At 70.5% G+C, this 25,423-nt stretch carries 28 protein-coding genes; 11 read left to right on the top strand and 17 right to left on the bottom strand.

The annotated features are described in order from the left end of the window. Nucleotides 1-2 precede the first annotated feature (2 nt). Nucleotides 3-719 (bottom strand): GNAT family N-acetyltransferase, encoded by a 717-nt coding sequence (locus BM396_RS03220; protein ID WP_043383890.1) that lies wholly within the window; start codon nucleotides 717-719, stop codon nucleotides 3-5. Next, a complete protein-coding gene (locus BM396_RS03215) occupies nucleotides 716-1,342 on the bottom strand; it encodes an FMN-binding negative transcriptional regulator (RefSeq protein ID WP_043351384.1) in 627 nt (208 codons plus the stop codon). The genes BM396_RS03220 and BM396_RS03215 overlap by 4 nt, the downstream gene beginning before the upstream one ends. A gap of 98 nt (nucleotides 1,343-1,440) precedes the next feature. On the opposite strand from BM396_RS03215, the gene BM396_RS03210 reads away from it, so the two are divergent. Further along, nucleotides 1,441-2,946, top strand: a complete 1,506-nt coding sequence (locus BM396_RS03210) for a MocR-like pyridoxine biosynthesis transcription factor PdxR (RefSeq protein ID WP_043383892.1) — start codon at nucleotides 1,441-1,443, stop codon at nucleotides 2,944-2,946. On the opposite strand, the gene BM396_RS03205 is transcribed toward BM396_RS03210, so the two are convergent. The 10 genes from BM396_RS03205 to BM396_RS03155 form a co-directional block, all read right to left on the bottom strand. Then, on the bottom strand, nucleotides 2,938-3,246 hold the full coding sequence (locus BM396_RS03205) for a hypothetical protein (protein ID WP_139239446.1): 309 nt from the start codon (nucleotides 3,244-3,246) through the stop codon (nucleotides 2,938-2,940). The two genes, BM396_RS03210 and BM396_RS03205, sit on opposite strands and share 9 nt — an antisense overlap. A gap of 298 nt (nucleotides 3,247-3,544) precedes the next feature. Next, complete coding sequence (locus BM396_RS03200; protein ID WP_043383897.1) at nucleotides 3,545-4,804, bottom strand: hypothetical protein; 1,260 nt, start codon at nucleotides 4,802-4,804, stop codon at nucleotides 3,545-3,547. A gap of 88 nt (nucleotides 4,805-4,892) precedes the next feature. After that, complete coding sequence (locus tag BM396_RS03195; protein WP_043383955.1) at nucleotides 4,893-5,930, bottom strand: ABC transporter ATP-binding protein; 1,038 nt, start codon at nucleotides 5,928-5,930, stop codon at nucleotides 4,893-4,895. Between the two features lie 20 nt (nucleotides 5,931-5,950). Continuing rightward, complete coding sequence (locus BM396_RS03190) at nucleotides 5,951-7,006, bottom strand: ABC transporter ATP-binding protein (protein WP_043383899.1); 1,056 nt, start codon at nucleotides 7,004-7,006, stop codon at nucleotides 5,951-5,953. Continuing rightward, nucleotides 7,003-7,938, bottom strand: a complete 936-nt coding sequence (locus tag BM396_RS03185; RefSeq protein ID WP_043351394.1) for an ABC transporter permease — start codon at nucleotides 7,936-7,938, stop codon at nucleotides 7,003-7,005. Before BM396_RS03185 ends, BM396_RS03190 begins: the two co-directional genes overlap by 4 nt. Nucleotides 7,939-7,952: 14 nt before the next feature. Further along, entirely contained in the window at nucleotides 7,953-8,906 is a 954-nt protein-coding gene (locus BM396_RS03180) for an ABC transporter permease (RefSeq protein ID WP_043383901.1), read from the bottom strand. A gap of 258 nt (nucleotides 8,907-9,164) precedes the next feature. After that, a complete protein-coding gene (locus BM396_RS03170) occupies nucleotides 9,165-10,787 on the bottom strand; it encodes an ABC transporter substrate-binding protein (RefSeq protein WP_043383905.1) in 1,623 nt (540 codons plus the stop codon). A 109-nt stretch (nucleotides 10,788-10,896) separates the two neighbouring features. After that, nucleotides 10,897-11,280 carry an oxalurate catabolism protein HpxZ gene (hpxZ, locus tag BM396_RS03165; RefSeq protein ID WP_043351400.1) on the bottom strand — a complete coding sequence of 128 codons (384 nt, stop codon included), beginning with the start codon at nucleotides 11,278-11,280 and terminating at the stop codon, nucleotides 10,897-10,899. Continuing rightward, nucleotides 11,280-12,677, bottom strand: coding sequence for an AtzE family amidohydrolase (locus tag BM396_RS03160; protein WP_043383907.1), 1,398 nt, complete (start codon nucleotides 12,675-12,677; stop codon nucleotides 11,280-11,282). Before BM396_RS03160 ends, hpxZ begins: the two co-directional genes overlap by 1 nt. Further along, the gene (locus BM396_RS03155; RefSeq protein WP_043351404.1) at nucleotides 12,674-12,868 is read right to left on the bottom strand and encodes an AtzG-like protein; all 195 of its coding nucleotides are present in this window, start codon (nucleotides 12,866-12,868) and stop codon (nucleotides 12,674-12,676) included. The genes BM396_RS03160 and BM396_RS03155 overlap by 4 nt, the downstream gene beginning before the upstream one ends. An 829-nt stretch (nucleotides 12,869-13,697) precedes the next feature. Between BM396_RS03155 and BM396_RS03150 the strand changes: the two genes are divergently transcribed. From BM396_RS03150 to BM396_RS03140, 3 genes are all read left to right on the top strand, one after another. Further along, on the top strand, nucleotides 13,698-14,078 hold the full coding sequence (locus BM396_RS03150) for a DUF6481 family protein (RefSeq protein ID WP_043351405.1): 381 nt from the start codon (nucleotides 13,698-13,700) through the stop codon (nucleotides 14,076-14,078). Between the two features lie 168 nt (nucleotides 14,079-14,246). Then, nucleotides 14,247-14,540, top strand: a complete 294-nt coding sequence (locus BM396_RS03145) for a hypothetical protein (RefSeq protein ID WP_043383909.1) — start codon at nucleotides 14,247-14,249, stop codon at nucleotides 14,538-14,540. A gap of 109 nt (nucleotides 14,541-14,649) precedes the next feature. Further along, nucleotides 14,650-14,937 carry a hypothetical protein gene (locus BM396_RS03140; protein ID WP_043383910.1) on the top strand — a complete coding sequence of 96 codons (288 nt, stop codon included), beginning with the start codon at nucleotides 14,650-14,652 and terminating at the stop codon, nucleotides 14,935-14,937. Nucleotides 14,938-14,952: 15 nt separating this feature from the next. On the opposite strand, the gene BM396_RS03135 is transcribed toward BM396_RS03140, so the two are convergent. The 4 genes from BM396_RS03135 to BM396_RS03120 all read right to left on the bottom strand — a co-directional run bounded on the left by BM396_RS03135 (nucleotide 14,953) and on the right by BM396_RS03120 (nucleotide 17,202). Then, nucleotides 14,953-15,159 carry a hypothetical protein gene (locus BM396_RS03135; protein WP_043351410.1) on the bottom strand — a complete coding sequence of 69 codons (207 nt, stop codon included), beginning with the start codon at nucleotides 15,157-15,159 and terminating at the stop codon, nucleotides 14,953-14,955. Nucleotides 15,160-15,349: 190 nt separating this feature from the next. Next, nucleotides 15,350-16,015 carry an HAD family hydrolase gene (locus tag BM396_RS03130; RefSeq protein ID WP_043383913.1) on the bottom strand — a complete coding sequence of 222 codons (666 nt, stop codon included), beginning with the start codon at nucleotides 16,013-16,015 and terminating at the stop codon, nucleotides 15,350-15,352. Between the two features lie 169 nt (nucleotides 16,016-16,184). Beyond that, nucleotides 16,185-16,622 carry a DUF2934 domain-containing protein gene (locus BM396_RS03125; RefSeq protein ID WP_043383916.1) on the bottom strand — a complete coding sequence of 146 codons (438 nt, stop codon included), beginning with the start codon at nucleotides 16,620-16,622 and terminating at the stop codon, nucleotides 16,185-16,187. A gap of 121 nt (nucleotides 16,623-16,743) precedes the next feature. After that, complete coding sequence (locus tag BM396_RS03120; RefSeq protein WP_335633064.1) at nucleotides 16,744-17,202, bottom strand: atp-dependent helicase; 459 nt, start codon at nucleotides 17,200-17,202, stop codon at nucleotides 16,744-16,746. Between the two features lie 186 nt (nucleotides 17,203-17,388). Here BM396_RS03120 and BM396_RS03115 point away from each other — a divergent pair, with 186 nt between their 5' ends. From BM396_RS03115 to BM396_RS03100, 4 genes are all read left to right on the top strand, one after another. After that, nucleotides 17,389-17,955 carry a NifU family protein gene (locus tag BM396_RS03115; RefSeq protein WP_043345741.1) on the top strand — a complete coding sequence of 189 codons (567 nt, stop codon included), beginning with the start codon at nucleotides 17,389-17,391 and terminating at the stop codon, nucleotides 17,953-17,955. A 355-nt stretch (nucleotides 17,956-18,310) separates the two neighbouring features. Continuing rightward, nucleotides 18,311-18,985: a tRNA (adenosine(37)-N6)-threonylcarbamoyltransferase complex dimerization subunit type 1 TsaB gene (gene tsaB / locus BM396_RS03110; RefSeq protein WP_043383958.1), complete on the top strand. Its 675-nt coding sequence runs from the start codon at nucleotides 18,311-18,313 to the stop codon at nucleotides 18,983-18,985. Next, nucleotides 18,982-19,497, top strand: coding sequence for a GNAT family N-acetyltransferase (locus tag BM396_RS03105; protein WP_043345740.1), 516 nt, complete (start codon nucleotides 18,982-18,984; stop codon nucleotides 19,495-19,497). The genes tsaB and BM396_RS03105 overlap by 4 nt, the downstream gene beginning before the upstream one ends. A 4-nt stretch (nucleotides 19,498-19,501) precedes the next feature. Then, the gene (locus BM396_RS03100; protein ID WP_043383921.1) at nucleotides 19,502-20,371 is read left to right on the top strand and encodes a lysophospholipid acyltransferase family protein; all 870 of its coding nucleotides are present in this window, start codon (nucleotides 19,502-19,504) and stop codon (nucleotides 20,369-20,371) included. A 122-nt stretch (nucleotides 20,372-20,493) separates the two neighbouring features. Here the strand turns inward: BM396_RS03100 and BM396_RS03095 are convergent, their stop codons facing one another. Beyond that, entirely contained in the window at nucleotides 20,494-20,775 is a 282-nt protein-coding gene (locus tag BM396_RS03095; protein ID WP_244538797.1) for a pentapeptide MXKDX repeat protein, read from the bottom strand. A 262-nt stretch (nucleotides 20,776-21,037) separates the two neighbouring features. Here BM396_RS03095 and BM396_RS03090 point away from each other — a divergent pair, with 262 nt between their 5' ends. From BM396_RS03090 to BM396_RS03080, 3 genes are all read left to right on the top strand, one after another. Continuing rightward, nucleotides 21,038-22,774: an L-lactate permease gene (locus BM396_RS03090; protein WP_043383926.1), complete on the top strand. Its 1,737-nt coding sequence runs from the start codon at nucleotides 21,038-21,040 to the stop codon at nucleotides 22,772-22,774. Nucleotides 22,775-22,941: 167 nt separating this feature from the next. After that, entirely contained in the window at nucleotides 22,942-24,279 is a 1,338-nt protein-coding gene (gene miaB, locus BM396_RS03085; RefSeq protein ID WP_043383929.1) for a tRNA (N6-isopentenyl adenosine(37)-C2)-methylthiotransferase MiaB, read from the top strand. 97 nt (nucleotides 24,280-24,376) lie between these two features. Further along, nucleotides 24,377-25,423, top strand: a complete 1,047-nt coding sequence (locus BM396_RS03080; RefSeq protein ID WP_085987604.1) for a PhoH family protein — start codon at nucleotides 24,377-24,379, stop codon at nucleotides 25,421-25,423.

The following is a 25,423-nucleotide window of genomic DNA, read 5'->3' as shown; positions in this document are numbered from 1 at the left end:
CCTCAGCCCGAAGCGGCGCGCAGGTCCGCGAGCCCGTGCCGCTGCCGGCCCTCCCCGTCGAAATTCGACGGGTCCAGCCATGCGGCGCAGCCGGCGCGGACCCGCGGCCACTCCGCGGCGGTGATCGAGAACCACGCCGTGTCGCGGGAGCGGCCCTTCACCACGACGGCGTTGCGGAAGATGCCCTCGAAGGTGAAGCCCAGCCGCAATGCCGCCGCCCGGGACGGGGCGTTGAGGCTGTCGCACTTCCACTCGTAGCGCCGGTAGCCGAGTTCGTCGAAGGCTCGGGCCATCATCAGCGCCATCGCCTCCGTGGCGGCGGGCGAGCGCTGCAGACGCGGCCCGAAATGGAGATGGCCGACCTCGATCACGCCGTTACCCGGATCGATCCGGAGATACGAGGCGATCCCGAGCGCGTCGCCGCGCGCGGGATCGAGGATCGCGTAGAACAGCGGATCCTCGCTTGTCTGCTGGGTTTCCAGCCGCGCCCGGTAGGCCGCCGCGCTCTCTGGCATCTCGTCGCCGAGGTAGGTCCAGCCGCGCGTGTCGGGGGCAGCGCTGTAGGTCTCGAACAGGGCCTCGCCATGGGCGGCGGCGTCGAGCGGGACGAGCCGGCAGGTGCGGCCCTCCATCGGCGTCCGCGGCGGGCGCGGACGCGGGCTCCAGTCCGGCAGCGCCGGGCCGATGGGTTGGCCGAAGGCGTTGAGGCGCGCGCTCACAGTCCGCTCCGCTCGGCGACCAGCCCGGCGAGACCCGCCTCGCCCTCGGCGCGCAACCCCGCGATGACCCCGTGTCGGTCGGCCTCGGGCCTGTTCTGGCTCATCTTCCACTTCCCCTCGATCCGCGTGATCGGAATCTCGATGCCGATGATTCCCCGGACCTGGGCGGCCACGAAGGGCTCCGGCGCGTCGGCCACCGCCCACGGCTCGGCCCGCGGCAACTCGCGCAGGGCGGTGAGGTCGGCGATCTGGCGCCCGAGCCACTCCACATCCTCGATCACCTGCGGCCGGCCCCAGGCATGGACGGTGGCGTAGTTCCAGGTCGGGACGACGCGGCCGTGCTCGCGCTTGCTCGCGTACCAGCTCGGGGTGACGTAGCCCTGCGGCCCCTGGAACACGATCAGGCATTCCTCCACCGCGGCGAGATCCCGGCCCTGCGGGTTGGCGCGGGCGATATGCGCCCGCAGCACGCCGTGGGGACCGGCCTCATCCAGCAGGAACGGGATCGGGTTCGCCGTCAGGCCGCCCGAGCCGGCCGTGATCAGCAGGCCGAGGGGATAGGCGCGGATCAGCGCGTGCTGAGCGGCGCGCGAATCGTCCCGGAAGTGAGGCGGCTGGTACATGGGTCCGTCCTGCGGCGGTGATGCCCACGCGTGCTTGACCGTTCGGCGGTCCAGGCAAAAGGTCCAATTCTCGAACTGCGACTGGACCAGTTTGCGCCATGTCCCGAAGCCCCCTGCCGCTGACGCTGGCCTTGGATGCCGCTGCCTCGACGCCGCTGCACGCGCAGCTCCGGGAGGCCCTGCGCGCCGCGATCCTCGACCGCCGCCTGCCGCGCGGGGCCCGGCTTCCGGCCTCGCGGGTCCTGGCGGCCGATCTCGGCTGCGCGCGCGGAACCGTGGTCCTGGCGCTGGAGCAGCTGACCGCCGAGGGCTACCTGACGGCGCGGCCGGGCTCGGCGACCCGCGTCGCCGCGACACTTCCCGACGACGCGCTTCCCGCGCCAAGCCCGATCCGGCGACCGGGCGCCGAGCCGGCCCCGAACCTGTCGCGCCGCGGTGCCCGCCTCGTCTCCGCTCCGGCACGGCGCTACATGGCGGGGCCGGGCGTGCCCGACGCCTTCGCCCTCGGCCGGCCTGCGCAGGACGCCTTCCCGTTCGAGGTCTGGGCTCGCCTGCTCCAGGCCGAGTGGCGCCACGGTCCGACGGAGAAGCCCGACCCGCGCGGATCGCCGGCCCTGCGCGGCGCCATCGCCGCCTATCTGGCACAGGCCCGCGGCGTCGCCTGCGAGCCCGAGGACGTCATCGTCACGGCGGGCATCCGCCAGAGCCTGCGCCTGCTCGCCGAGCTGCTGCTCGATCCCGGCGAGACCGCCCTGGTCGAGGAGCCGGGTTTCCCCGGCATCGCGCAGGCCCTCGCCAGCGCCGGCCTGCGCCCGGTGCCCGTCCCGGTCGGTCCCGGCGGCCTGTCGGTGGCCCTGGCCGCCGCGCCGGCGGCGGAGGCGCGGCTCGCGGTGGTGACGCCGGCCCACCATTACCCCCTCGGGTACGCCATGAGCCTGGAGAATCGCCTCGACCTCCTGGCCTGGGCCGAGGCGGTCTCGGGCTGGATCGTCGAGGACGATTACGACGGAGCCTATCGCTATGCCGGGCGTCCGCTGGCGCCCTTGCGGGCCCTCGATCGCGGTGGACGGGTGATCTACGTCGGCAGCTTCTCCAAGCTGCTGCTCCCCGCACTGGGCTTGAGCTATCTCGTGCTGCCGCGCGGGCTCGTGGCGCCGGTGAATCAGGCCCTCGCGGAGACGGGGCCCGCCCCGCCCGGGATCGGTCAGTGGGCGCTGGCCCGGTTCATCGAGGACGGACACCTCGCCGGCCATCTCCGCCGGACGCGACGCCTCTACGCCCTGCGCCAGGAGGCGCTGATCGAGGCCGCGCGCCGCCATGCCGGGGATGTCGCCGCAATCGCCCCCATGGAGGGCGGGATGCACGTCATCGCCCGGCCGGGGCCAGCCTGGGGCGCAGCCCTCACCGACGTGGCCGCCGCAGCCGCACTCGGCCGGGCGGGAATCTCCGCGGTCGCGCTCTCGGCCTATCATGCCGGGCCGGCGGAGCCGGGCTTGCTGCTCGGCTATGCCGCTGTGCCGGAGCGGGCGATCGACCCGGCCGTGCTGCGCCTGGCGGAGACCCTGCGCGCCGTCCCGATCACTCCGGTTGCGGTGTCAGCGTGACGACGGTGCGCCCTTGGGCGGCCCGCACGTCCAGGCTCCGCAGGCCTTCATCCGGACGGTCGCGCCGCGGTCCGGTGCGACGCGCACGATGCGTTCCCCGTCGATGCGCAGGCTGAAGGCGGTCTCCCCCGTGACCCGCAGCAGCCTTGCGCCCCGGAAGGGCGCGAGGGTCACAGGCGTCCAGCCGGCCTGAGCCGTGATCCGGACCGGCGCGGGACGCCCCGTCCGCCTGCCCTGCGCGAGCCACGCGAGCGCGCCGATGGTCAAGAGCGCCAGCACGACCCGGCGGGGCCGCGGCACGCGGCGGGGCCGCCGGGCCGGTACGGCCGAGCGCGGCGGTCGATGCAATGGAGGCGCTGGGTGAAGCAGGGCTTCCGGGGCGGACGGCGCCGTCGCGCGCGCCGGTCAGTCCAATTCCGGTGACGGCACCAGCAGGACGTGGACCGCGGGGACGGGCCCGTCATCCGGGCCGGACCGCGGCGGCTCCTGGGCGGCGCCGCAGAAGGGGCAGAACTGGACGGCGATCTAGTGGCCGCGCCCGCAGGTGGTGCAATGGCGGTCCGGCGACAGAGGGGCTGCGGTCACGGTCGGAGTGCCGTCAGTGCACGATCGCGCCCGTTTCCATGAACCGGGCCAGGCGCACGATCAGCGGGGCGACCATCACCCGGTCGAGCTGCGGCAGCAATCCGGTTCGGGCATGGGCGACGTTGGCTTCAGCCTGCTCCCGGGCCAGACGATGCCAGCGCGCCCGGTCGCCCCGACACGTCGCCCAGGCCCGCTCGATCGACCGGAACACGAGCGGCAGGCGCTCGGCCGGGTCGGCCGCGAAATCGTAATGGTGGTCGATCAGGCCGCCGAAGGTCTGGAAGCCGAGTTCGGACAGCCGCTCGACGGCGCGCGGCGCGCCCACCATCACGAAGGGCAGGCCCGTCGCCGCCGCCTTGATGGATTTCTCGGTGATGCGCTCGACACCCAGCTCGAAGAAGTCGGTCTCCGAGATGACGGTCAGGTCGCACTCCGCGTAGGCGCCCGTGTCGAGGGTCATGACCATGTCGGTGCCCTGATCGGCATCGATCCGCCGCGCCCGGCGCGGGATCCAGCTGCCGACATCGGCGAGCAGGGGGCCGAAAGCCGCCTCGATCTCCGGCGGGGCGTGGAAGACGTTGATGCCGCCCGCCTTCGGGTTGTCCTCGCCGATGCCGTGGAAGGAGATCAGCCCGTCCCTGTCCAACCCCTTGAGCTGGAACCACCGGTAGAGCAGCACCCGGTGCCAGCGCAAAGCCGCGTTCTGGCAGAGGAAGCGGGCCGGGCCGGAGGCGCGGGCGAAGGGCGTGTAACCGGTGCGATCGAGGGCATGCTGGGGGAAGAGCCGCGGACCCGCCTCGGCGTCCAGCCAGAGGGCAACCTGGAGCGGGAAGAACTCGAAGGTCCAGAACCGCAGGCCCTCGCCGTAGAGCCGCTCGTAATCGAGCCGCAGCAGCCGGTTCTGCGTGACCAGGATCACCCGATCGCGCGGGATGCCGAGCCCCGCGAGGTTGCGGTGAAGCGCCTCGAAGGTCGGCGCGTGCAGGCCCGGCCCCTCGTTGGAGAGATCGAGGAGGAGCGCGGCGCGCCCGGCACGGAGGTTCTCGGCGTCTCCCGGTTCGAGGAGGTCGAGGCGGCCGTTCGCCTCCGGAAAGCCGAGGCGCACGAAATCGAGGACGGGGAGGCAGAGGACGTGATTCGCCGTGCCGGGCTGCGCCGTGACGGTGATCCGCTTGCCCAGCCAGCCGAGGGCCGCCGTCAGGAAGTGCCCGGCCTCGCCCCGGGGAACGAGCAGGATCTCGGACGAGACTGGCTCGGAGAGGACTTGGCTCATCGTGACGCCCGCGCGGCCGGATCGGACGCGGTCCGCCACCGCGGGACCGCGCCGAGCCGGATAAAGCCTCGGCGCGGGGGCGTCGAGGTCAGGCCGGGACCGGCTCGGCGGCGCGCACGGGCGTCGGGCCGGCCCGGTAGGCCGCCGAGGCCTCCTCGGTCCGCCAGCAGGCGACGCGGTGGCCGGGGGCGATCTCGGCGACCGGCGGCATCTCCCGGCGGCAGCGCTCCTCGGCCAGGAAGCAGCGCGGCGCGAAGGGGCAGCCCGGCGGGCGGTTCGCGAGGTCGGGCGGGCTGCCCGGGATGGTCTCGAGCCGGGAGCCTTTGGCCAGCGCCCCTTCCGCCCGGCTGCGCAGAAGGCCGATCGTGTAGGGGTGGTGCGGGTTCAGGACCACCTGATGGGCGGTGCCGGTCTCGACGATCTTGCCGGCGTACATCACGGCAATCCGGTCGGCGACCTCCACGGCCGCGCCGAGATCGTGGGTGACGATGATGATCGACAGGCCGAGGTCGCGCTGGAGCTCGCGCAGGAGCAGCAGCACCTGGATCTGCACCGTGGCGTCCAGCGCCGTGGTCGGCTCGTCGGCGAGCAGCACCTGCGGCCGGCAGGCCAGCGCCAGCGCGATCATCGCTCTCTGGCGCATGCCGCCCGACATCTCGTGCGGGTAGTTGTCGAGCCGCCGCTCCGGGCTCGGGATCCGCACCCGCTCGAACAGGGCCAGCGCCCGCTTCCGGGCTTCGTCCTTGGAGATCGTCTCGTGGCGCAAGATCGCCTCGGTGATCTGCCGGCCCACGGTGTAGACCGGGTCGAAGGCGAGCAACGGCTCCTGGAAGATCATCGAGACGTCGCCGCCGCGGAAATCGGCGAGCTGACGCTTGGTGAGCGCCTGTACGTCCCTGCCGGCGGCCAGGATCCGGCCCTCGATGCGGCTGCGCCCTTCCGGGAACAGCCGCAGGATCGCGCGGAGCGTGACGCTCTTGCCGGAACCGGATTCGCCGATCAGCGCCATCGCCTGACCGCGCTCCACGGTGAGGTCGACGCCGTCGACCACCTGAACCTTGCCGAAGGCGACGCGCAGGTCCTTGAGGACGACTGCGGGTTCTGAGGAAGAGATCGGCGTGCTCATCGGCGTGCTCATGGGCATGCTCATGCGGCGAGCGCGTCTGCGCGGGCCGCGGAATGGCCCGATCCGGGCTGACGGGCGAGGCAGGCGACACGGTGCAGGGGCCGGATCGCGTCGAGGGGCGGTTCCTTCTGGTTGCACACGCCCTCCGCCAGGGCGCAGCGCGGGTGGAAGCGGCAGCCCGGGGGCGGGTCGATCGGGTTCGGCGGGTCGCCGGCCAGCAGCGCGGCCTGGGTGCGGTTGTCGGGATCGAGCGACGGCATCGAGGCGAGCAGCGCCTCGGTGTAGGGATGCGCCGGTGCGTCGAGCACCGTGTCGGACGGCCCGATCTCCGCAACCCGGCCGAGATACATCACCATCACCCGGTCGGAGATGAAGCGCACGACGTTCAGGTCGTGGCTGATGAAGATGTAGGTCAGGCCGAACTCGGCCTTGAGGTCGAGGAGCAGGTTCAGGACCTGAGCCTCCACGGACTTGTCGAGCGCCGAGACCGCCTCGTCGAGCAGCACGAGCCGCGGCTCCAGGGCGAGGGAGCGGGCGATGTTGACCCGCTGGCGCTGGCCGCCGGAGATCTCGTGCGGGTAGCGCCCGGCGAAGCGCTTCGGCTCCAGGCCGACGCGGGCGAGCAGCGCGCGGGCGCGCTCCACCGCCTCCCGGCCGGGCACGCCGTTCACCTTCGGGCCGAAGGCGATCGACTGCTCCACGGTCATGCGCGGATTGAGCGAGGCGTAGCTGTCCTGGAAGACCATCTGGACCTGACGGCGGTAGGCCCGCCACGGCATGGCGCGCTCGCCGATGGCCTGACCGTCGTACAACATCTGGCCGGAATCGCGCTCGATCAGGCCCATCAGCAGCTTGGCGGTGGTCGACTTCCCGCAGCCCGATTCGCCGACGATGCCCAGCGTCTCGCCCTTGAGCACGTCGAAATCGACGCCGTCGACGGCGCGGACCACCTGCTTCTTTCCGCCGGCCTTGCGGACCGGGAAGTGTTTGATGAGGCCCGAGACCGACAGGAGCGGCTGGGCGGGTCCGCCGCGGTCGCGGGCGAACGGGTCGGGTGCGTCCGGGATGACGCTCACTGGCGAATCTCCATGGCGGACCGGAGCCCGTCCGAGAACAGGTTGAAGGCGATCGAGACGATGAAGATGCAGACGCCCGGGAGGGCGGCCACGACCGGGTTGACGTAGATCGCGGTGCGCAGGGTGTTCAGCATCAGGCCCCATTCGGGCTCGGGCGGGCGCACGCCGAGGCCGAGGAACGACAGGCCGGAGGCCAGGATCATCGAGACCGAGATCAGGCTGGTCGCGTAGACGAAGATCGGCCCGACGACGTTGCCCAGCACCTGCACGCGCATGATCGTCAACGCCGAGGCGCCCGACAGCTTGGCGGCGTCGATGTAATCGCGCTTGCGGATGCCCGTGGTGACGCTCTCCGCCACCCGGGCGATCTGGGGCACGAAAACGCAGGTCAGCGAGACGATCGAGTTGAAGATGCCGGCGCCGAGCGCCCCGGACAGCGCGATCGCGAGGAGCACGGACGGAAACGCGAAGAAGACGTCGATGGTGCGCATCAGGATCGTGTTGGTCCAGCCGCCGACATAGCCCGCCAGGATCCCGATGCCCGAGCCGATCACGAAGGCGATCAGCACCGGGGTGACGCCGATGAACAGCGACAGCCGCGAGCCCAGCATCAGCCGGCTGATCATGTCGCGGCCGAGCTCGTCCGAGCCCAGCCAGTAGGTGGCGTCGCCGACATGCTTCAGGCGGCGCAGCATGGAGCCCTTGTAGGGATCCATCGGGGTGATCCATGGCGAGAGGATCGCGATGAGCACGACGATCAGGATCACGGCGCCGGCGCCCATGGCGACGGGGTCGCGCACCAGACGGTGGCCGACATGGCCCCAGAAGCCCCGCGACGGGGCGAAGGCGGCCTCCGGCCCGTGGGTCACGTCCTCGGCGGCAAGCACGCCGCCGTCGAGGGCCACGGAGGCGGCGGTGACGGGAGCAGTCATCATCGGGCTCCGGGTCAGGCGCGCTCGATGCGCGGGTCGAGGGCGGTCTGCATCACGTCCACCAGCAGGTTGAGGGCCACGAAGAACATCGCCAGCACGAGGATCGAGCCCTGCAGCAGGGGCAGGTCGCGCTGGAAGATCGCGGCGTTCAGGAGGAAGCCGGTGCCCGGCCACGCGAACACGGTCTCGACCAGGATCGAGCCGCCCAGCAGGTAGCCGAGCTGCAGGCCCATGATGGCCAGCGCCGTCGGGGCGGCGTTGCGCACCACGTGCCGGAACACGCCGCGTTCATCCATGCCCTTGGCGCGCAGGGCCTCGACGAAGTCCTGGGACAGGATGTCGGCCACCAGCGCCCGGACCGTGCGGGCGATGATCCCCATCGGGATCACCGACATCGTGATCGCCGGCAGGATCAGGTAGCGCAGGTGCTCGAAGTCGGGCCGCCAGTTGCCGGAGCCGTCGGGCCCGGCGCCGGTGGGCGGAAGCCAGCCGAGATTGGCCGAGAACACGATCACCAGGACCATGCCGAGCCAGTAATGCGGCACGCTCACGCCGAAGACCGATACGGCGGAGGCGGCCCGGTCGGCCAGCGAGTTGCGGTGGTAGCCCGCCACGAAGCCGAACAGGGTGCCGAAGGTGAACCCGATCACGGTCGCCACGGAGGCGAGGATCAGCGAGTTCACCACGGCGCGGCTGACCTCGCCGAGCACCGGCCGGCCCGTGGCGATGGAGGTGCCGAGATCGCCGTGCAGCACGTGCCACAGCCAGATCAGGTACTGGACCGGCAGGGGCTTATCGAACCCGTAGGCGGCCCGCATCTCGTCGATGGTCGCCTGGGTGGCGTCGGCGGGCAGGACCGCGCTCAGGGGATCGCCCGGCGCGAGATGGACGAGGAGGAAGCAGACGACGCTGACCCCGAACGCCACGGGCGTCACGTAGACCAGCCGTTTGAGGATGTAGAGCAGCATTATTCGCCTTTTGGCCCACCGATATTTTGTCGCCGTCCGGTCGCCCCCGCCGGGGAGAGCCTTCGAAGATCACGCTTCGGTCCTTGCGAGGCGCGACAATCCCCCCTCTCCCGTGCGGGAGAGGGTTGGGGTGAGGGATCAGGTCCATCCGGAGAGGTCGCACCCCGCACCCTGTCCCTCTCCCGCATGGGAGAGGGAACCCGCCCCTCCAGAAAACCCGCTCCGTGCCTCCGATAGCTCGCAGGCACGACGGCGGCGCTACTGCCCCGCCGTCGCCATCGTAATCTTCGAGAAGTCCTGGAACCAGTTCTGCGCCTGGACGAAGCCCTTGACCTTCGGGCTCATCGCCCGCGGATTGACGTCGTGCGTGATCATGATGAACAGCGCGTCGTCGACATACTTCTCGTGAATCTTTTCCAGGACCTTGGTCTGCTCGGCCTTGTCGAAGGTGTTGCGGACCTGATCGAACAGCTTGTCCATCGCGGGATCGCAGTAATAGCCCCAGTTCGTGCCGTTCGGCGGGGCGAAGTTGCACTGCAGATGGCGGATGAAGCCGGTGAACGGATCCTGGATGAAGTACGAGTAGTTGATCGCCGAGACGCCGCGGGAGATGTCGGCCTTGGCGCCGGCCCGCCAGATGTTGATGAGCGTGTTCCACTCGACCACCTCGTAATCGACCTGGATGCCCACGTCGGCGAGGTTCTGCTGGACGAATTCGTTCATCGGCAGCGGCTGCATCTGGCCCGAGCCCGAGGCCGAGATCGCCACCTTCAGCTTCAGCGGCTTCGCGGGGCTGTAGCCGGCTTCGGCGAGCAGCTTCTTGGCGGCGTCGGGGTCATATTTCACATCGAAGGTCGGATGGCCGAACCATTGATGGCCGGGCGGCATGAAGCCCTTGGCGGGGATCGCGAGGCCGCCGAGCAGTTCCTTCAGACCGTCGCGATCGATGGCGAGATTCGCCGCCTTGCGCACGCGGATGTCGTTCCAGGGCGAGCCCTCGACGCGCGAGAGGTGCCACGTCCAGTTATGCGGGTAGGCGTTGGTGACGACGGTGAAGCCGGCGCTCTTCAGCGACGCCACCGAGTCCGGAGCGGGCGCCTCGATCCAGTCCACCTGACCGGAGCGGAGCGCTGCGGTCCGGGCATTGGCCTCCGGCAGCGGGATCAGAACGAGCTTGTCGAGCTTCGGGACGCGGTTCGCGTCCCAGTATTCCTTGAACGGCACCATCTCGGCGCGCTCGCGCGGGGCGAACAGGGTCAGCTTCCACGGGCCGGTGCCCGAGGGCTGCTTGGCGAAGGCGTCCCAGGACTTGCCGAGCTTCTCCCACTGGGCGGGCGAGGACATCATGATCCAGGCGATCTGGTAGGGCAGCGTCGCGTCGGGGGCCTTGGTGGTGATCTCGACGGTCAGCGGGTCGACCACCCGGTAGCTCGCCACCGCCGGGATGCGGGTCTTGCCCTGGGCGGATTGGCGCGGGTCGTATTGCGGCGCGTCGGCCTTCAGGAGCTTGTCGAGGTTCCAAACCACTGCGTCGGCGGTGAAGTCCGAGCCGTCGTGGAATTTCACGCCCGGCCGGAGCTTGAAGGTCCACTTGGTCTTGTCGGTGGCGTCGACGCCCCAGCTGGTGGCGAGGCCCGGCACGAGGTCGGAGGCCAGTTCGGCGCTCGACAGGTCCCAATTGATCAGGCCGTCATAGACCGTGTAGCCCATGAACCGCATGCCCTCGCCGCCATTGTCGGTCTGGCCGGTGGTGAGAGGGATGTCGGAGGCGGTCATGCCGATCCGCAGCGTCCCCTGCGCGAGGGCAGCGGTGCTCGCGGAGAGTGCCAGGGCGCCGGCCAGCGCCGCACGGGCGCCGAGTTTTCTCAGACGGGACAGCATCTTGCGTCGGGTGCTCACGTTGGCCCGAGCCTGAGGGCCCGGGATACGCTCGACCTTATGCAAGCCTGCGGCCAGACGGATCGTCCTGCATGCAGGGAGCGTGTCGTGGCTATTGCGCGTCGATCAGGCTCACATGGGCGGCGACCACCCGCCAGCCTTCGGGGAAGCGCGCCCAGGTCTGGCTCTGGCGGCCGATCTTGCCCGGCGCGCTGGCGCGGGCGAACAGCGTCATCGCGGTGGCGAAGTCGCGCCCGTAGGTGGTGATCTGCGTCTGCGCCAGCGTGCGCTCCAGGCCCACCGGCGAGCGGGCCCGGCGGAAGGCGCGGATCGCGTCCATGCCGTAGAGATTCTCGCCGATGCCGTAGCGGATGGTCAGCGGATCGTCCCGGAACAGGGCCTCGAGGGTCGGGACGTCGTTGGTCGTCAGTGCCGTCTCGTAGGCCCGGAACGCGGCCTCGACCTCGGCTTTCACGGCGGGATCGTCGATGATCATCAGGCAAGCTCCGCGATCGGCGCCGTGCTGACGCCGGTTCGTTCGAGGTGACGCGCCACGCGCAGGACGAGATCCTCGCGCCAGGGCGCGGCGATCACCTGGACCCCCAGGGGCAATCCGGCGTACAGCCGGATCGGTGCCGCCACCACCGGCAGGCCGATGAACGAGATCGGCTGCGTGAACACGCCGATATTGGCACGCACCGGCAGCGTGACGCCGTCGAGGACGAAGTGCGTCTGTCCGCCCTTCGGCGCCCGGCAGGGCGTGGCCGGGGCCAGGATCACGTCGACGGTCTCGAACAGCTCCAGCACCCGAGCCCGGTACCAGCGGCGGAACCGCTGCGCCCGCTCCACATGGGGGGCCGGGATCATGGCCCCGGCGATCAACCGGTCCCGCACCGCCGGATCGAAATCCTGCGGGCGCGTCCGCAGGCGGTCGAGGTGCAGCGTCGCGCCCTCCGCGGCGGTGATCAGGTAGGCGGCCGCGCGGGCGCGGTGCGCTTCCGGCAACTCGACCGTGCCGCGCGCACCCAGGACCTCGGCGGCGCGCGCCACCGCCGCGAAGGCGTCCGGGTCGCCGCCGCGCGCGAAATGGCCGCCAGCCACCGCGATGCGCAGGCCATCGATCCCCGCATCGAGATGCGGAAGGACCGGCTCCGCCGGCCGGAGCGTCGCCACCGGATCGTCCGGATCGGGGCCGTGCATCACGTCGTAGGCGAGCGCGAGGTCGGTCACGCTCCGGGCCAGGGGCCCGAGATGATCGAGGCTCCCCACGAAAGGGAAGCTGCCCGCGCGGGTCAGCCGGCCGTAGGTCGGCTTGAGGCCGAAGCAGCCGCAGAAGGCGGCGGGGACGCGGATCGATCCGTTGGTGTCCGAGCCCAGCGTCAGGGGCACCATGCCGGCGGCGAGGGCCGCGCCTGAGCCGCCGGACGAGCCGCCGGTCATGTGATCGAGGGCGTGCGGATTGTGGGCGTCGCCGTCGTGGACGTTCTCGCCTGTGAAGTCGTAGGCGTATTCGCCCATGTTGAGGGCGCCCACGAGGATGGCTCCCGCCGCCTCCAGGCGCCGCAACAGGGCACCGTCCCGCTCGGCCGGAGGCCGCTCGCGATTGATCTTCGATCCGGCGCGGGTGGGCAGGCCCGCGATGTCGATCAGGTTCTTCACCGCGAACGGCACGCCGGTCAGCGGTCCCGGCTTCGCTCCGCCGCTCAGCGCGGCATCCTGGGCGTCGGCTCTGGCCAGGGCGCGGGCAGCCACCACGTCGGTGAAGGCGCCGACACGGCCGTCCAGCCGCTCGATCCGGTCGAGAGCCGCCGTGACGACCTGCCGTGCGGTGGTGTGGCCGTCGGTGATGGCCGCGGCGACCGCGACGGCCGTCGAAAGCTCGTATGCGCTCACGCTTCGAACCTCGGCGCCGCATCGATCTCGTCGGCGAGGGGGAACGCCTCCACCAACGCGGCCGCCGCGGCCAGGACACGGAGATTGGCCGTGATCGGTCCCATCCAGGCGGGATCGAGTGGGAGGCCGAGCAGCGCTGCCGTGACGGCAGCATAGGTCTCGGGATCGTAGGGCGGGCAGGTCTCGGGCATCGCTGCTTTCGGTGTGATGTCGATTCAGGCAGGTCTCGCGGGGGAAGCAGGCCTTGTGCCGCGCAGGCCGCGATAGGACTGCCGATCGGCATCCGATTGTGCCTAAATGTTGAGCATATCGCCGAACGTGACGCGGCATCCGCGGGCGGCGGGGTCAGTTGCCCGCGCTTTGGGCGCCGCGTTGTAAGCAGGACCGGGATTTGGGCGCGCCCGGTCTCCGGTCGAGGCGGCTTCGGCGGCCGTTGAACGTGGCCGGCTAGCCAAGACCTCCTATAGACTGCCGATTTTGCAGGTCTGCTTTGCGATCGAAGAATGCTTCGCCCGGAAGCAAGACCGCGCAGGTATAGCCTGAGACGGCGTCGCCCGGGCCCGGCTGTCCATGTGTCGGTGAATTGCGAACGTTCAATCCTTGTTCTCAGCGCGCACGCGACCTACCTACACCATCCACAGTCAGACCTGCAGGATGACGGGAGCCGCACGCGGGCGTGCCGACCTTGCGGCTCGGCCCTCGGCTTGAGGTTTTTCCGCATCGCCGGACGAAACTCTTACAGAGACGGCGTGGATTGTCGCTTTGTCGCCCGCCTGCGCAGGTTCCGACGATTGCATCGTGCGGGGAGCTCTGGTTAAGGGCTCTGCGATCTTCGAAACAATGGTCCGACCCGAGCGTTCAGACGCACGCCGAGCGTTCGGGTCGAACCATCGGTACAGCCGATGGATCGGTGCGGTTCCGGGGCGCGGGGATGGCGTTGGAACCGGCAGACTCAGTACGTGCCCGGCCCCGCCGGATGTCCCCGCGACACGCGAGACGTACCCAACTGAGAAAGGTCAGATGAGCGCATTCGACTACAGGAATTTCGACGACCGTCGTCAGAACTCCCAGAACGCCAAGGCCGCCTTGCTGGCCAAGTTCAAGGCCCGTCCGCCGGCCGATGATCCGGAGGTGATCGCCAAGGCGAAGGCCCGCGCGGAGATCGCCAAGGCCCGCGAGGAGCGTTCCCGCGAGCGCGAGGCGGCCCGGATCGCCGCCGAGCGGCAGGCCGCCGAAGAGAAGCGTCAGCGGGAGGAGGCGGAACTCGCCGCCCAGCTCGCCCGCGAGGCCGCCGAGTTGGCCGCGGCGCAGGAGCGCAAGTCGGCCGAACTGGCTGCCAAGAAGGCCCAGCGCGATGCGCGCTACGCGGCCCGCAAGGCAAAGGTCAAGACCAAGCGCTGAACGCGCACCGACGGCTCATTCGCGCCACGGAAACCGAAGACGTCCGCCCGCCAGGCGGGCGTCTTCGCGTTTTGGGGCATGCCGGCTCGGCAACCGCTGCGTGTGCCCGCGCGTTGGGGCCGGTCGAACCCGCGACGTCCTCGCTCGGCGGGCGCAGCCGAGGTCGCGATGCAAACCTGGACGAGACTGGCCCTCATCGTCGGCGCTCTGCCGATCCTCCTCGCCGCCGAACAGCCGCACGCGCAGGATTCGGAGACGGTGACCGCCTGCGAGACGCTGATCTCCGCACGCCGGATCGATGCTGCCGCAGGTGCCGAGCGTCAAGCGCTTGGGGAAACCGGTTGCCGCCGCATCCCGCGCAGCGCCATCGGCGCCGTCGAGCAACGGGCCTTGATCGGCGGGGCGCCTTACGAGTGCATGAGTGTTGCCGATGCGGGGCGGTGTCTCTGGGTTGTCCCGTAAGCCGGGCACGCCCGCGTTTTTCGGTCAGGCCAGCACTCTGACGAAGCTTCACGGCTCAGCAAGACGCGCTATTTCTCACGTCTTGAGCGTGTGAGCCCTGAACATCAGTATGCCGCGTATCCTCGAAAGCACCCGCGTGTCGATGTTCGCCGCGGTCTGGATCGCATCGGCGCTGAGCTGTGGAACGGCCCGCGCAGAGCCTCCGATTCGGAGCCCCGAGGATGCGGCATGCCGCCTTGAGGCCCGCGCCAAGGTGTTCTCCACGCCGAACCCTCAGGGTTTGGAACTCGAGGAGATCGGGCGGCGAATCTATTTCGCCTGCATGAAGCGCGTCGCACAGGTGACCGCGCCGGCGGCCCGGCGCGGTGGTCGGCGGCATCGCAGCCGACGCCGCTGAGCGGCGGCGGCGCTGTCAGGCGTCGAGCGGCGCGCCGATCCGCGCGCGGAGGCGGAGACGCAGGGCCTCGTTGCCACCCTCGGCATCGAGCGCGGCCATCAGGCGCAGCAAATGGCTGAGCGGGGTCGAACGACACGCAACGGCGTCGGCGATCTGCTCCGGCAGGGACTTGGCGGCCGGAACGTAGCGCGGTGCCGGGCCGGCCTGATGAGTCTGGGGCATGCGAGGCGCTCGTCCTTCGAAAGAGTCCAGATTGGCGGGCGGGTCGCTACGCCTTTCGATCGACGGACACCAGCCCCTTTCGCGCGATTACGTAGCCGGCATCAGTCTCCGTCACCGTGGGGCAACAGCGCGGCGGTAAAGTGTGGACGACTCGGGCTGAGAGTCCGAATCGGCTTGCCCGATTGCGATTTCAGGTGCCGGCCAGCGGCGAGGACGCGAACCCGGCGAGCAGGTCCTGGGGATCTCGATAGATCGCCACGCAGCCCGCAGCGGTCAGATCCGCTTCCGGGAAGCCGCCGCAGAGTAGGCCGATCGTGGGCAGTCCCGCCTTTGCAGCGGCCTCGGCATCGTAGGGCGTGTCGCCGACGACGTGCGCCGCGTCCGGCGCCACGCCGTCGAGCTTCCGCAAGGCGGCCTGGAAGATGTCAGGATGCGGCTTCGAGCGGTCGGCATCGTCCGCACTGGTGGCGACGTCCACGAGATCGCCGATCCCGAGGATCTCGGTGTAGCGATCCACTTCGGTACGCTTGCCGGACGAGGCCAGGGCGATGGTCAGGCCGGCCTCGTGGATGCGCTCGAACAGCGGGCGGACACCGGGGAAGGGCCGCACATCCGGCAGGTAGCACCGCTTGAACAGGTCCGAGCGGTACGCCTCGATCGCTTCGCCCTCGCGCCTGATCCGCTCTTGCGACAGGAAGACGGGCATCAACTCGTCGCCGCCCTTGCCGATCTGTCGGCGCACTTCCGCCGGGTCGGTCGTCACCCCGAAATGCGCGAAGGCCTCCACCCAGGCCCGGGCATGCAGATCGACGCTGTCGAGCAGCGTTCCGTCGATGTCGAAAATCGCCGCGCGCATCGCGAGCCCCCTCGCGGTGCCCGGCGCCCGCGTTCGGCCGGACAACCGGGCCGAGGCCAGCCTGTTCCTTGAGACCGGACCCGCGGACCCGGATGCTGGAACGACGGAAGCCCGCCTCCCCTCGGGAAGCGGGCTCCTGAAACGTCATCGGCGCGGCGGCGCCGGCCCGTCAGTGCATCGAGGCTGCGGTCCGGGCAGGCTTCGCCTTGGCGGCGAGGCCGGCGGTCACCGCCGCCTTGGACGCGCGAACGGTCTTCGGGGCCACCGGCTTCGCGGCGGCCTTCACGGCCGCGGGCTTGGCAGCGGTCGGCTTGGCGGCGGTCGGCTTGGCGGCGGTCGGCTTAGCGGAGGCCGACTTCGTGGTCGCAGGCTTGGCGGCCGCGGGCTTGGCCGAAGCGGTCTTCGCAGCGGCGGTCTTCGCAGCGGCGGCCTTGGTGGCCTTCGGAGCTTCGACCGTCTTGGAGGCGACGCCGGCCGCCAGCATCGCGTTGGCGCGCAGCTCGGCTTCGGCGCGGATCCAGTGGGCGGCCGCATGGCCGTGAATCCGGCCCTCGTTCTCCCAGATGTAGTAGGCGCATTCGCGCACCTGGTGCTCGCTGATCAGCATGCAGTCGATCTCCTGTCCGTCCCGGGATCGACGATGGGAGAGCCAGGTTAAGCGTTGGTTAACCCTGCCCGCCGGGGCCGGGAGCCGGACGCGGCCCGCTCCGAGCGAACGTGCGCGCGGCCTATTCGGCGATCCCGAGCACCCGCCGCGCCTCGGTCAGGAGTACCGCGTGGCGAGCCGCACCCGGTCCCTGATCCGGCGCCTCGCGTCCGGCCCGGGCGATCATCTCCTGGAACCGGCGCCGGTCGAGGGCGCGCTGGCCGATGCTCGCGAGGACGGCCGACAGCACGGTCCGGACCGCCTCGGTGCGCTCGTCGGCCATCGCCACGGCTTCGGCCGACGCGGTGTTCTCCCGCGCCGCGTCCTGCTCGGTGGCCGCCTTCGTGCGCGCCTCCGCGTCTTCGAGCGCGGCCGCCAGGCGCCGCCCGTCCTGCCAGGCCTGGTCGTGCTGATGGGTGCGCAACGCCAGCAGCACCTTGAGCGATGCCGCCTCCGTCCGCGCGGCTTCCAGCTTGATCTGTGTCTCGCGCAGATCCTTCAGCAATTCCTGCGCGAGGGTCTGGTCCGCGGTCACGTCCACTGCCGGCTCCTCTGGCATCCCGATTCCGCCCGTCCTGTCGCGCCGCTGCAGGAATGTCCACTCTCGTCGATGGGCGCGGACGCCACGACCGGTTGAGAAAATCCGCTTGCCGGTCCACATGGAAGGCGGTGCCTCGCGGCGCCTGTCCCGGCCGGCCTTGAACCGGCGCAGCGGAGTGATCCCACCATGTTCATCCAGACCGAAGCCACGCCGAACCCGGCCACCCTGAAGTTTCTGCCCGGCCGTGTTGTCCTTCCGGAATCGACCTTCGAGGCGCGGGATCCCGAGGCCGCCGCCCGCTCGCCCCTGGCTGCGGCGCTGTTCACCGTCCCGGGTGTGGCGGGCGTCTATTTCGGGCACGACTTCATCTCCGTGACCAAGGCCGAGGACGGCTCGGAATGGGCGCAGGTGAAGCCGGCGGTGCTCGGTGCGATCATGGAGCACTTCCAGTCCGGCGTGCCCGTGATGGCCGAGGGCAGCCACGGCGAGATCGAGCCCAGCGACGAGTTCTACGACGAGGCCGACCACGACACCGTCGTGACCATCAAGGACCTGCTCGAGACCCGGGTGCGCCCGGCGGTGGCGGGCGACGGCGGCGACATCACCTTCCGAGGCTACAAGGAGGGCGTGGTCTACCTGGAAATGAAGGGCGCCTGCTCGGGCTGTCCGTCCTCCACGGCGACCCTGCGGCACGGCGTGCAGAATCTGTTCCGGCACTTCCTGCCGGAGATCCGCGAAGTCCAGGCGATCTGACGATCCGTTTCCGCGGTATAGCTCGAGGATCCTGCCGGCCGGCATCGTCCTCGAGCTTTCCCATGGCCGTCGACGCTGCGTCTCAAGCGGGTGACGCGCGTCGTCGCCGGCGCCAGAGGGCGTGATCCGTGCCGCGGCCGCGCGCCGAGCGAAGGCGTCCGACCTTGGTGCGGCCTTGGGGCCTCCCAGTGTGCAGGCCGAGCGGCGCAAGCCGGCAACACTCGACCGCCGAAGAGCTGGCTCGGTCTCCCCCGCCGCTGACGAAGCGGCGGTTTTGCTCTAACGCTTGAGACTCTTCGCGTCCGTCGTGACGCAGGAGGAAGCGGCCGGTTCGGACCGTCCTGTGGGAGTGAGCGTGCGTATCCTGGCCATCGACACAGCGCTGGACACCTGCGCCGCCTGCGTCATGGCGGAGGAGTCTGAGGCGCCCCTCGCCGCCGAGGCGCTGCCGATGGCGCGCGGCCACGCGGAATCGCTGCTGCCGCTGATCGACCGGGTAATCGCCCGGGTCGAGGGCGGATTTGAGGCGATCGACCGCGTCGCCGTGACGGTCGGGCCGGGCAGCTACACCGGGCTGCGGGTCGGCCTGTCGGCGGCCCGGGCCATCGGACTCGCCACCGGAAAGCCGGTCGTCGGCGTCGGCACCCTCTCGGCTCTCCTCGCTCCCCTCCTGGCGGAGACCGTCGAGGGCACGATCGCGGCGGTGATCGATGCCCGCCACGGCGCCGTCTACGTCCAGGCCCTCGGTCCCGGCGACGGCCTCGCCCCCGCGCACCTCGCCGTCGAGGCAGCGGCCGAGCAGCTGGGTTCCGGCCCGGTGGTGCTCACGGGCTCCGGTGCACCGATGCTGGCCACGGCGCTCGCCGAACGCGGCGTCGCGGCGCGCGTCGCCAACGTATCCGGCCCTGATATCGCGTCGGTAGCCTCCCTCGGTCTCGTCGCAGACCCGGCGCAGGCGCTGGCACGGCCTCTCTACCTGCGCGGGCCGGATGCCCGGCCGCAGGATCATGCGCGGATCGCACGGCGATGACCCGCCCGCTGCCTTTCTGGCCCTTCGACTGGTGGTTCGCGTGGTGGGACGCGCTGACCCCGGAGCCTTACGTCGCCCCGCTCCGCGACGCGGCGCAGGCCCCTGCCCTCGCCCGGCTCCACGCGACCGCCTTCGCGCGCCCCTGGGAGGCCCACGAATTCGAGCGCATGCTCTGCGAGCGTTCGACCCAGGCGCACGCCCTGTGGCGTGCGGGCACGCTCCACGGCTTCGTGCTCTCGCGCCGGGCGGCCGACGAGGCCGAGATCCTGACGGTGGTCCTGTCCCCGGCGCTGCGCGGCGGCGGCCACAGCCGCAAGCTGCTCCGCGAGCACCTGTCGAGCCTCGCCCTCGCCGGGGTTGCCCGGGTGCATCTGGAGGTCGACGAGGGCAACGCCCCCGCCCTGCGGCTCTATGCGCGCCATGGCTTCCGACAGGTGGGCTCGCGCACCGGCTACTATCTCAAGGCCGACGGCAGCCGTGCGACTGCGCTGACGATGAGCGCCGATCTGTGACGCCGTGAGCCGCCTCGGTATCGCTTGGCGCGTCGCGGCTCTCGGCCTCGCCTTCGCGGTGCTGGGGCCTCCGCACTGGATCGCCCTGCGGCTGCTGCGTCGCCGCGCGGCCCTGGCGCCGGTCCTGTTCCACCGCGTTTTCCTGCGCTTGTTCGGCGTGCGGGTCATGCAGAGCGGAACACCCCCTGCCCCCGGCGAGGCGGCCCTGGTGCTCGCCAATCACGTCTCGTGGCTGGATATCATCGCGGTGGGCTCGCTGCGGCCGCTCTCCTTCGTGGCGAAGTCCGAGATCGCCGGCTGGCCGCTGATCGGCGCCCTCGCGGGGCTGCAGCGGACGATCTACATCGACCGGCAGCGGCGCGGGGCAACCGCTACCGTCAGCACCGCCATGGGTCATCGGCTGGCCGAAGGGGAGCTCGTCGTTCTGTTCGCGGAGGGGACCACCGGCGACGGAACCCGGCTCCTGCCATTCCGCTCCTCCCTGGTCGGCGCAGCCCGGGCGGCATTGCAAGCCGAGGCCGGGCGCGGCCGGGTGCGCCTCCAGCCGCTGGCCATCACCTATCCCCGTCGCAACGGCCTGCCGGTGACGCGGGCCGAGCGCGCCGAGATCGCCTGGTACGGGGACATGGAGTTGACCCCCCACCTCGCCGCCTTCGTGCAGGGCGGCCCCATCGACGTGCACGTCGTCTGGGGGGCGCCGATCGTCTTCGAGGCGACAACCGACCGGAAGGCCGCCACGGCCGCCGCGGAGGCCGAGGTGCGCGCTGCCCTGCGGGGCATCGGCGCGGGCGGCGACGGGGTCGCGCCCGCGCCGAATGTCCGGCCAGCGGCCAGCGACCGCGGCCTCCAGGGTCAGGAGATTGCGACGGTCTGAGCGGAGCCGTTCGACCGCGGGCTCGGCAGGTGGTCCCCGGCGCCGCGGTCGTGGGCAGCGCGGTTCGAGACGCGCGACGGATCTGCCGATCCGGGCGGTCTCCGCCGCGCGTCTGCCGTGCTCTACCGCTTCGGTGCGTCACTCCGGCTCATCGGACCCTTGTCCATGGCATCGGTCTTTCCCATGGGAGCCGACTTTTCCATGGCTCCCTTATGCATGGGGTCCTTGGCCATGCTGTCCTTGGCCATGCTGTCCTTGGCCATGGAATTCTTGCTCATCGCATCCTTGTTCATGGTCTCCGCTACGGCCGGAGCCGCGGCCAGCGCGGCGGCGAAGAAGGCGGCGGAGAGCTGTAACCCGTTGCGCATGTCGAAACCTCGCGAACTGTGCTGATCGTGCAGCACATCCGGACGTTCGGCCGTCTTCGGCCCGCGGTTACGGGGCTGCAGAAAACGTTCGTCGGGCGAGTGTGTTAGCGCCCGAACAGGCCCGTTCCGGCGTCGGACCCGCGCGGACGTCAGGCTGGATGCGAGATCTTGGGGCCGCAGATCTCCGAAGATCGAGAGGCACGACCCTGGAATACATGATGCAGCGCATTGAGCGGGTCGAACCCGTCTGCTAGCTAGGCCGCAACCCGGAACAGTCGGGATTTGTGGAGGACGCCCGTTGCAAACCTGGAATCAGGTTTACGATCCGTTCGGGAGCGCTTGGCTCTCGACGCTCGCCGCTTCAGTGCCGGTCATCGCACTGCTCGCCATGATCGCCAGCGGGCGCGTGAAGGCCCATATCGCGGCCGTCATCGCCCTCGGCCTCGCCATGCTGGTGGCCATCGTCGGCTTCGGAATGCCGACCGATCTCGCCAGCCGGGCGGCCATCCTCGGGATGGTCACGGGCTTCTTCCCGATCGGCTGGATCATCCTCAACGTCATCTTCCTCTACCGGCTGACGGTAGAGAAGGGCTGGTTCGCGATCCTGCAGCAATCGGTGGCCGGCATCACGGCCGACCGGCGCCTGCAGCTCTTGCTGGTGGCCTTCGCGTTCGGCGCCTTCTTCGAGGGCGCGGGCGGCTTCGGCACCCCGGTCGCCGTCACCGGCGCGATCCTGATCGGCCTCGGCTTCTCGCCGCTCGCCGCTTCGGGCCTGTCGCTCATCGCCAACACCGCGCCGGTGGCCTTCGGGGCGCTCGGCGCGCCGATCCAGGGCCTCGCCTCGGTGACCGGCTACCCGCCGGAGATCCTCGGCGCGATGATCGGACGGCAGCTGCCGCTGTTCTCGCTAATCGTGCCGTTCTGGCTGATCTGGGTGTTCGCGGGCTTCCGCGGCATGATCCGGGTGTGGCCGCCGATCCTGGTCTGCGGCGCCTCCTTCGCGGTCGCGCAGTTCCTGATCTCGAACTACGTCAATCCCTGGATCGTCGATATCGGCGCCTCGATCGCCTCGATGCTGGCCCTGGTCCTGTTCCTGAAGGTCTGGCAGCCCCGCGAGATCTGGACGTCGCCGGCGCTGCGCGGGCACGATCCGTCGCTCGCCGTGGCCGGCCCGCGCCCCGTGGCGCTCGGCGCCGGCGTGCCCGGCACGCCCCCGGTCCATATCGGCGCACGCACGGCGTCCCAGGGCGAAATCCTCTGGGCTTGGGTGCCGTGGGTCATCCTGTCCGTGGTCGTCGCCATCTGGGGAACCGGCTGGTTCAAGGGCATCGTCAACCCGATCTTCACTTGGAAGTACGAGGTGCCGGGCCTGCACAACGTGATCATGAAGGTGCCCCCGGTGGTGGCCAAGCCGGTGCCCGAGGGCGCGGTCTTCCTGTTCACCTACATGTCCTACACCGGCACGGGCGTGCTGATCGCCGCGATCATCTCCGGCCTGATCATGCGGTTCTCGCCGGTGCGCCTCGTGACGGCGTATTTCGAGACCATCTGGGCCTTGCGGTACTCGCTGATCACGATCTCGGCGATGCTCGCGCTCGGCGTCCTCACCCGCTACGCGGGCGTCGATGCGACCCTCGGCCTCGCCTTCGCCGGAACCGGCATCCTCTACCCGTTCTTCGGGACGCTCCTCGGCTGGCTCGGCGTGGCGCTCACCGGGTCGGACACGGCCTCGAACGTGCTGTTCGGCGGCCTCCAGAGGATCACGGCCGAGCAGCTCGGCCTGTCCGGCGTGCTGATGGCGGCGGCGAACTCGTCCGGCGGCGTCATGGGCAAGATGATCGACGCCCAGTCGATCGTCGTCGCCTCCACGGCCACGGGCTATTTCGGCCAGGAAGGCAAGATCCTGCGCTTCGTGTTCTGGCACTCGATCGCGCTCGCCTGCCTGGTCGGCCTGTTCGTGATGCTGCAGGCCTACGTGCCCTTCTTCCAGCAGATGGTCATCGACCTGCCCGCCGCCGCGCCGGCGGCCCACTGAGGCCGGCGGAGGAATCCTCCGCCGCACCGTTGCACCGGCCGCCTTCGGGCGGCCGGTCGTGTTTTGGCGCCGCGACGGGCCGCGCGATCCGTGCTACAGGCCACGCGCCGGCCCGCGTCGCGGGACGGGCGTGGGGATGGAAGCGGATTGGTTCAGGACGGCGCGCGTTGAAGAAGGCCTACGTCAAATCCTACGGTTGCCAGATGAACGCCTACGATGCGGCCCGCATGGCCGACGTCCTGGGCGCCGAGGGCTACACGGCGACCGACTCGGTCGAGGACGCGGATGTCGTGGTCCTCAACACCTGCCATATCCGCGAGAAGGCTGCCGAGAAGGTCTATTCCGAACTCGGGCGGCTGCGCGTCCTGAAAGGTGAACGGAAGGCGAAAGGCCTCGACACCCGCATCGTCGTGGCCGGCTGCGTCGCCCAGGCCGAGGGCGCCGAGATCCAGGCGCGGCAGCCCGCTGTCGACGTGGTGGTCGGGCCGCAGAGCTATCACCGCCTGCCCGATCTCCTGACACGGTCCCGCGAGCGCCGCGTCGTCGACACCGAATTTCCCGTCGAGGACAAGTTCGACCACCTGCCCCGCCGGCGGACCCTCGGGGCCTCGGCCTTCCTGACCGTGCAGGAGGGCTGCGACAAATTCTGCGCTTTCTGCGTGGTGCCCTACACCCGGGGTGCGGAGGTCTCGCGGTCCGTGGCGGCCGTGCTCGCTGAGGCCGAGAAGCTCGCCGAAGGGGGCGTGCGCGAGATCACCCTCATCGGTCAGAACGTCAACGCCTATCACGGCGACGGGCCCGACGGCGCGCCCGTGGGTCTTGCCGCGCTGGTGCGGGCGGTGGCCAGCATCCCCGGCATCGCGCGGATCCGCTACACGACGAGCCATCCGAACGACTTCGACGAGGCCCTGATCCGGGCCCATGCCGAGGTGCCGGCCCTGATGCCCTACTTGCACCTGCCGGTGCAGTCGGGGTCGGACCGGATCCTCGCCGCCATGAACCGGAAGCACACCGGCGATGCTTATCGCCGGTTGATCGACCAGATCCGGACCGTGCGGCCGGACATCGCCCTGTCCTCCGATTTCATCGTCGGCTTCCCCGGCGAGACCGATGCGGATTTCGCCGAGACTTTGCGGCTCGTGCGCGACGTCGGGTTCGAGAGCGCATTCTCGTTCAAGTACAGCCCCCGTCCCGGGACGCCGGCCGCAGACCGCACCGATCAGGTGTCTGAGGCCGTGATGGCCGCGCGGCTCGCCGAGCTGCAGGCGCTCCTCGACAGCCAGCGGCACGCCTATCAGCGGGCGGCCGAGGGCCGGGTCTTCGACGTGCTGGTGGAGAAGCCGGGACGTCACCCGGGTCAGGTCGCGGGCAAGACGCCGCACCTGCTGGCCGTCCAGTTCGACGCCGCGCCGCACCATATCGGACAGGTGGTGCCGGTGCGGATCACCGAGGCGGGCGCCAACAGCCTGTTCGGGGAACTCGTCTCGGAGGCTGCGGCGGCGTGAGGATCGGAACGGTCGGACGGATGGCGAGGATGACGGATTGAGCGCGTCGGACGGTGGGGGCGCGCGCGGCGCGCTCCGGGGTCGCGGCCCGGCGGCGCTGCCGGCCGGATCGGACGAGGCGGTCGAGGTGCCGCTGACTTTCGACGACAACCGCCTCGCGAGCCTCGTCTTCGGCCAATACGACCAGAACGTCGCCCATATCGAGCGCCGGCTGGATGTGACCGCCACGGCGCTCGGCAACCATCTCGTCATCAAGGGCCCCGCCGACGCCGTCGAGACGGCGCGGCGGGTGTTCCAGAAACTCTACGCCCGGGTGCGGACCGGCGGCAGCACCCTCAGCCTCGGCGACGTCGACGGCGCCATCCGCGAAGCCACCGCCCAGGCGACCCTGTTCCCGGCGGCGGCGATCGCCGCCGAGGCCGATACGCCGCATTTCGAGCAGATCGCAACGCGCAAGCGCGGCGCCGTGCGGGCCCGCAATCCGGCACAGGACGAGTACATCAAGCTCCTGCGCACCAATGAGCTGGTCTTCGCCGAGGGGCCCGCCGGGACCGGCAAGACCTGGCTCGCGGTCGGCCACGCCGTATCGCTCCTGGAGCAGGGCCATGCCGAGCGGCTGATCCTGTCGCGTCCGGCGGTCGAGGCCGGGGAGCGCCTGGGCTTCCTGCCCGGCGACATGCGCGAGAAGGTCGATCCCTACCTGCGGCCGATCTATGACGCCCTCTACGACTTCATGGAGGCGCGTCACGTCGACCGCGGCCTGCAGACCGGCACGATCGAGATCGCGCCGCTGGCCTTCATGCGTGGCCGCACCCTCACCAACGCCGTGGTGCTCCTCGACGAGGCGCAGAACACGACCTCCATGCAGATGAAGATGTTCCTCACCCGCCTGGGCGAGGGCTCCCGCATGATCATCACGGGCGATCCCAGCCAGATCGACTTGCCGCCGGGCCAGAAATCCGGCCTCGTGGAAGCGGTCGGCGTCCTGGACGGTGTCGAGGGGATCGGGCGCGTGCGGTTCAAGGACGTCGACGTGGTCCGCCACGACCTCGTGCGCCGGATCGTCACCGCCTACGAGCGCGCCGCCCACGGCAGCGCCGAGGCCGACCGCAATCCCAATCCCCGCCGACGGCCGCTGGCGTGA

It is taken from the genome of Methylobacterium sp. UNCCL125 (assembly GCF_900116795.1).
Lineage (GTDB): Bacteria > Pseudomonadota > Alphaproteobacteria > Rhizobiales > Beijerinckiaceae > Methylobacterium > Methylobacterium fujisawaense.
The sequence above is the reverse complement of the archived record's forward strand: the minus strand, read 5'-3'. Positions and strand labels throughout refer to the sequence as shown.

Bases quoted from the DNA above. Each gene is read 5' to 3' on its own strand.
- BM396_RS03215 (WP_043351384.1), bottom strand. From the start codon at position 1,342: ATGTACCAGCCGCCTCACTTCCGGGACGATTCGCGCGCCGCTCAGCAC.
- BM396_RS03210 (WP_043383892.1), top strand. From the start codon at position 1,441: ATGTCCCGAAGCCCCCTGCCGCTGACGCTGGCCTTGGATGCCGCTGCC.
- BM396_RS03200 (WP_043383897.1), bottom strand. From the start codon at position 4,804: ATGAGCCAAGTCCTCTCCGAGCCAGTCTCGTCCGAGATCCTGCTCGTT.
- BM396_RS03195 (WP_043383955.1), bottom strand. From the start codon at position 5,930: ATGAGCACGCCGATCTCTTCCTCAGAACCCGCAGTCGTCCTCAAGGAC.
- BM396_RS03185 (WP_043351394.1), bottom strand. From the start codon at position 7,938: ATGACTGCTCCCGTCACCGCCGCCTCCGTGGCCCTCGACGGCGGCGTG.
- BM396_RS03180 (WP_043383901.1), bottom strand. From the start codon at position 8,906: ATGCTGCTCTACATCCTCAAACGGCTGGTCTACGTGACGCCCGTGGCG.
- BM396_RS03170 (WP_043383905.1), bottom strand. From the start codon at position 10,787: ATGCTGTCCCGTCTGAGAAAACTCGGCGCCCGTGCGGCGCTGGCCGGC.
- hpxZ (WP_043351400.1), bottom strand. From the start codon at position 11,280: ATGATCATCGACGATCCCGCCGTGAAAGCCGAGGTCGAGGCCGCGTTC.
- BM396_RS03155 (WP_043351404.1), bottom strand. From the start codon at position 12,868: ATGCCCGAGACCTGCCCGCCCTACGATCCCGAGACCTATGCTGCCGTC.
- BM396_RS03150 (WP_043351405.1), top strand. From the start codon at position 13,698: ATGAGCGCATTCGACTACAGGAATTTCGACGACCGTCGTCAGAACTCC.
- BM396_RS03145 (WP_043383909.1), top strand. From the start codon at position 14,247: ATGCAAACCTGGACGAGACTGGCCCTCATCGTCGGCGCTCTGCCGATC.
- BM396_RS03140 (WP_043383910.1), top strand. From the start codon at position 14,650: ATGCCGCGTATCCTCGAAAGCACCCGCGTGTCGATGTTCGCCGCGGTC.
- BM396_RS03135 (WP_043351410.1), bottom strand. From the start codon at position 15,159: ATGCCCCAGACTCATCAGGCCGGCCCGGCACCGCGCTACGTTCCGGCC.
- BM396_RS03130 (WP_043383913.1), bottom strand. From the start codon at position 16,015: ATGCGCGCGGCGATTTTCGACATCGACGGAACGCTGCTCGACAGCGTC.
- BM396_RS03125 (WP_043383916.1), bottom strand. From the start codon at position 16,622: ATGCTGATCAGCGAGCACCAGGTGCGCGAATGCGCCTACTACATCTGG.
- BM396_RS03115 (WP_043345741.1), top strand. From the start codon at position 17,389: ATGTTCATCCAGACCGAAGCCACGCCGAACCCGGCCACCCTGAAGTTT.
- BM396_RS03105 (WP_043345740.1), top strand. From the start codon at position 18,982: ATGACCCGCCCGCTGCCTTTCTGGCCCTTCGACTGGTGGTTCGCGTGG.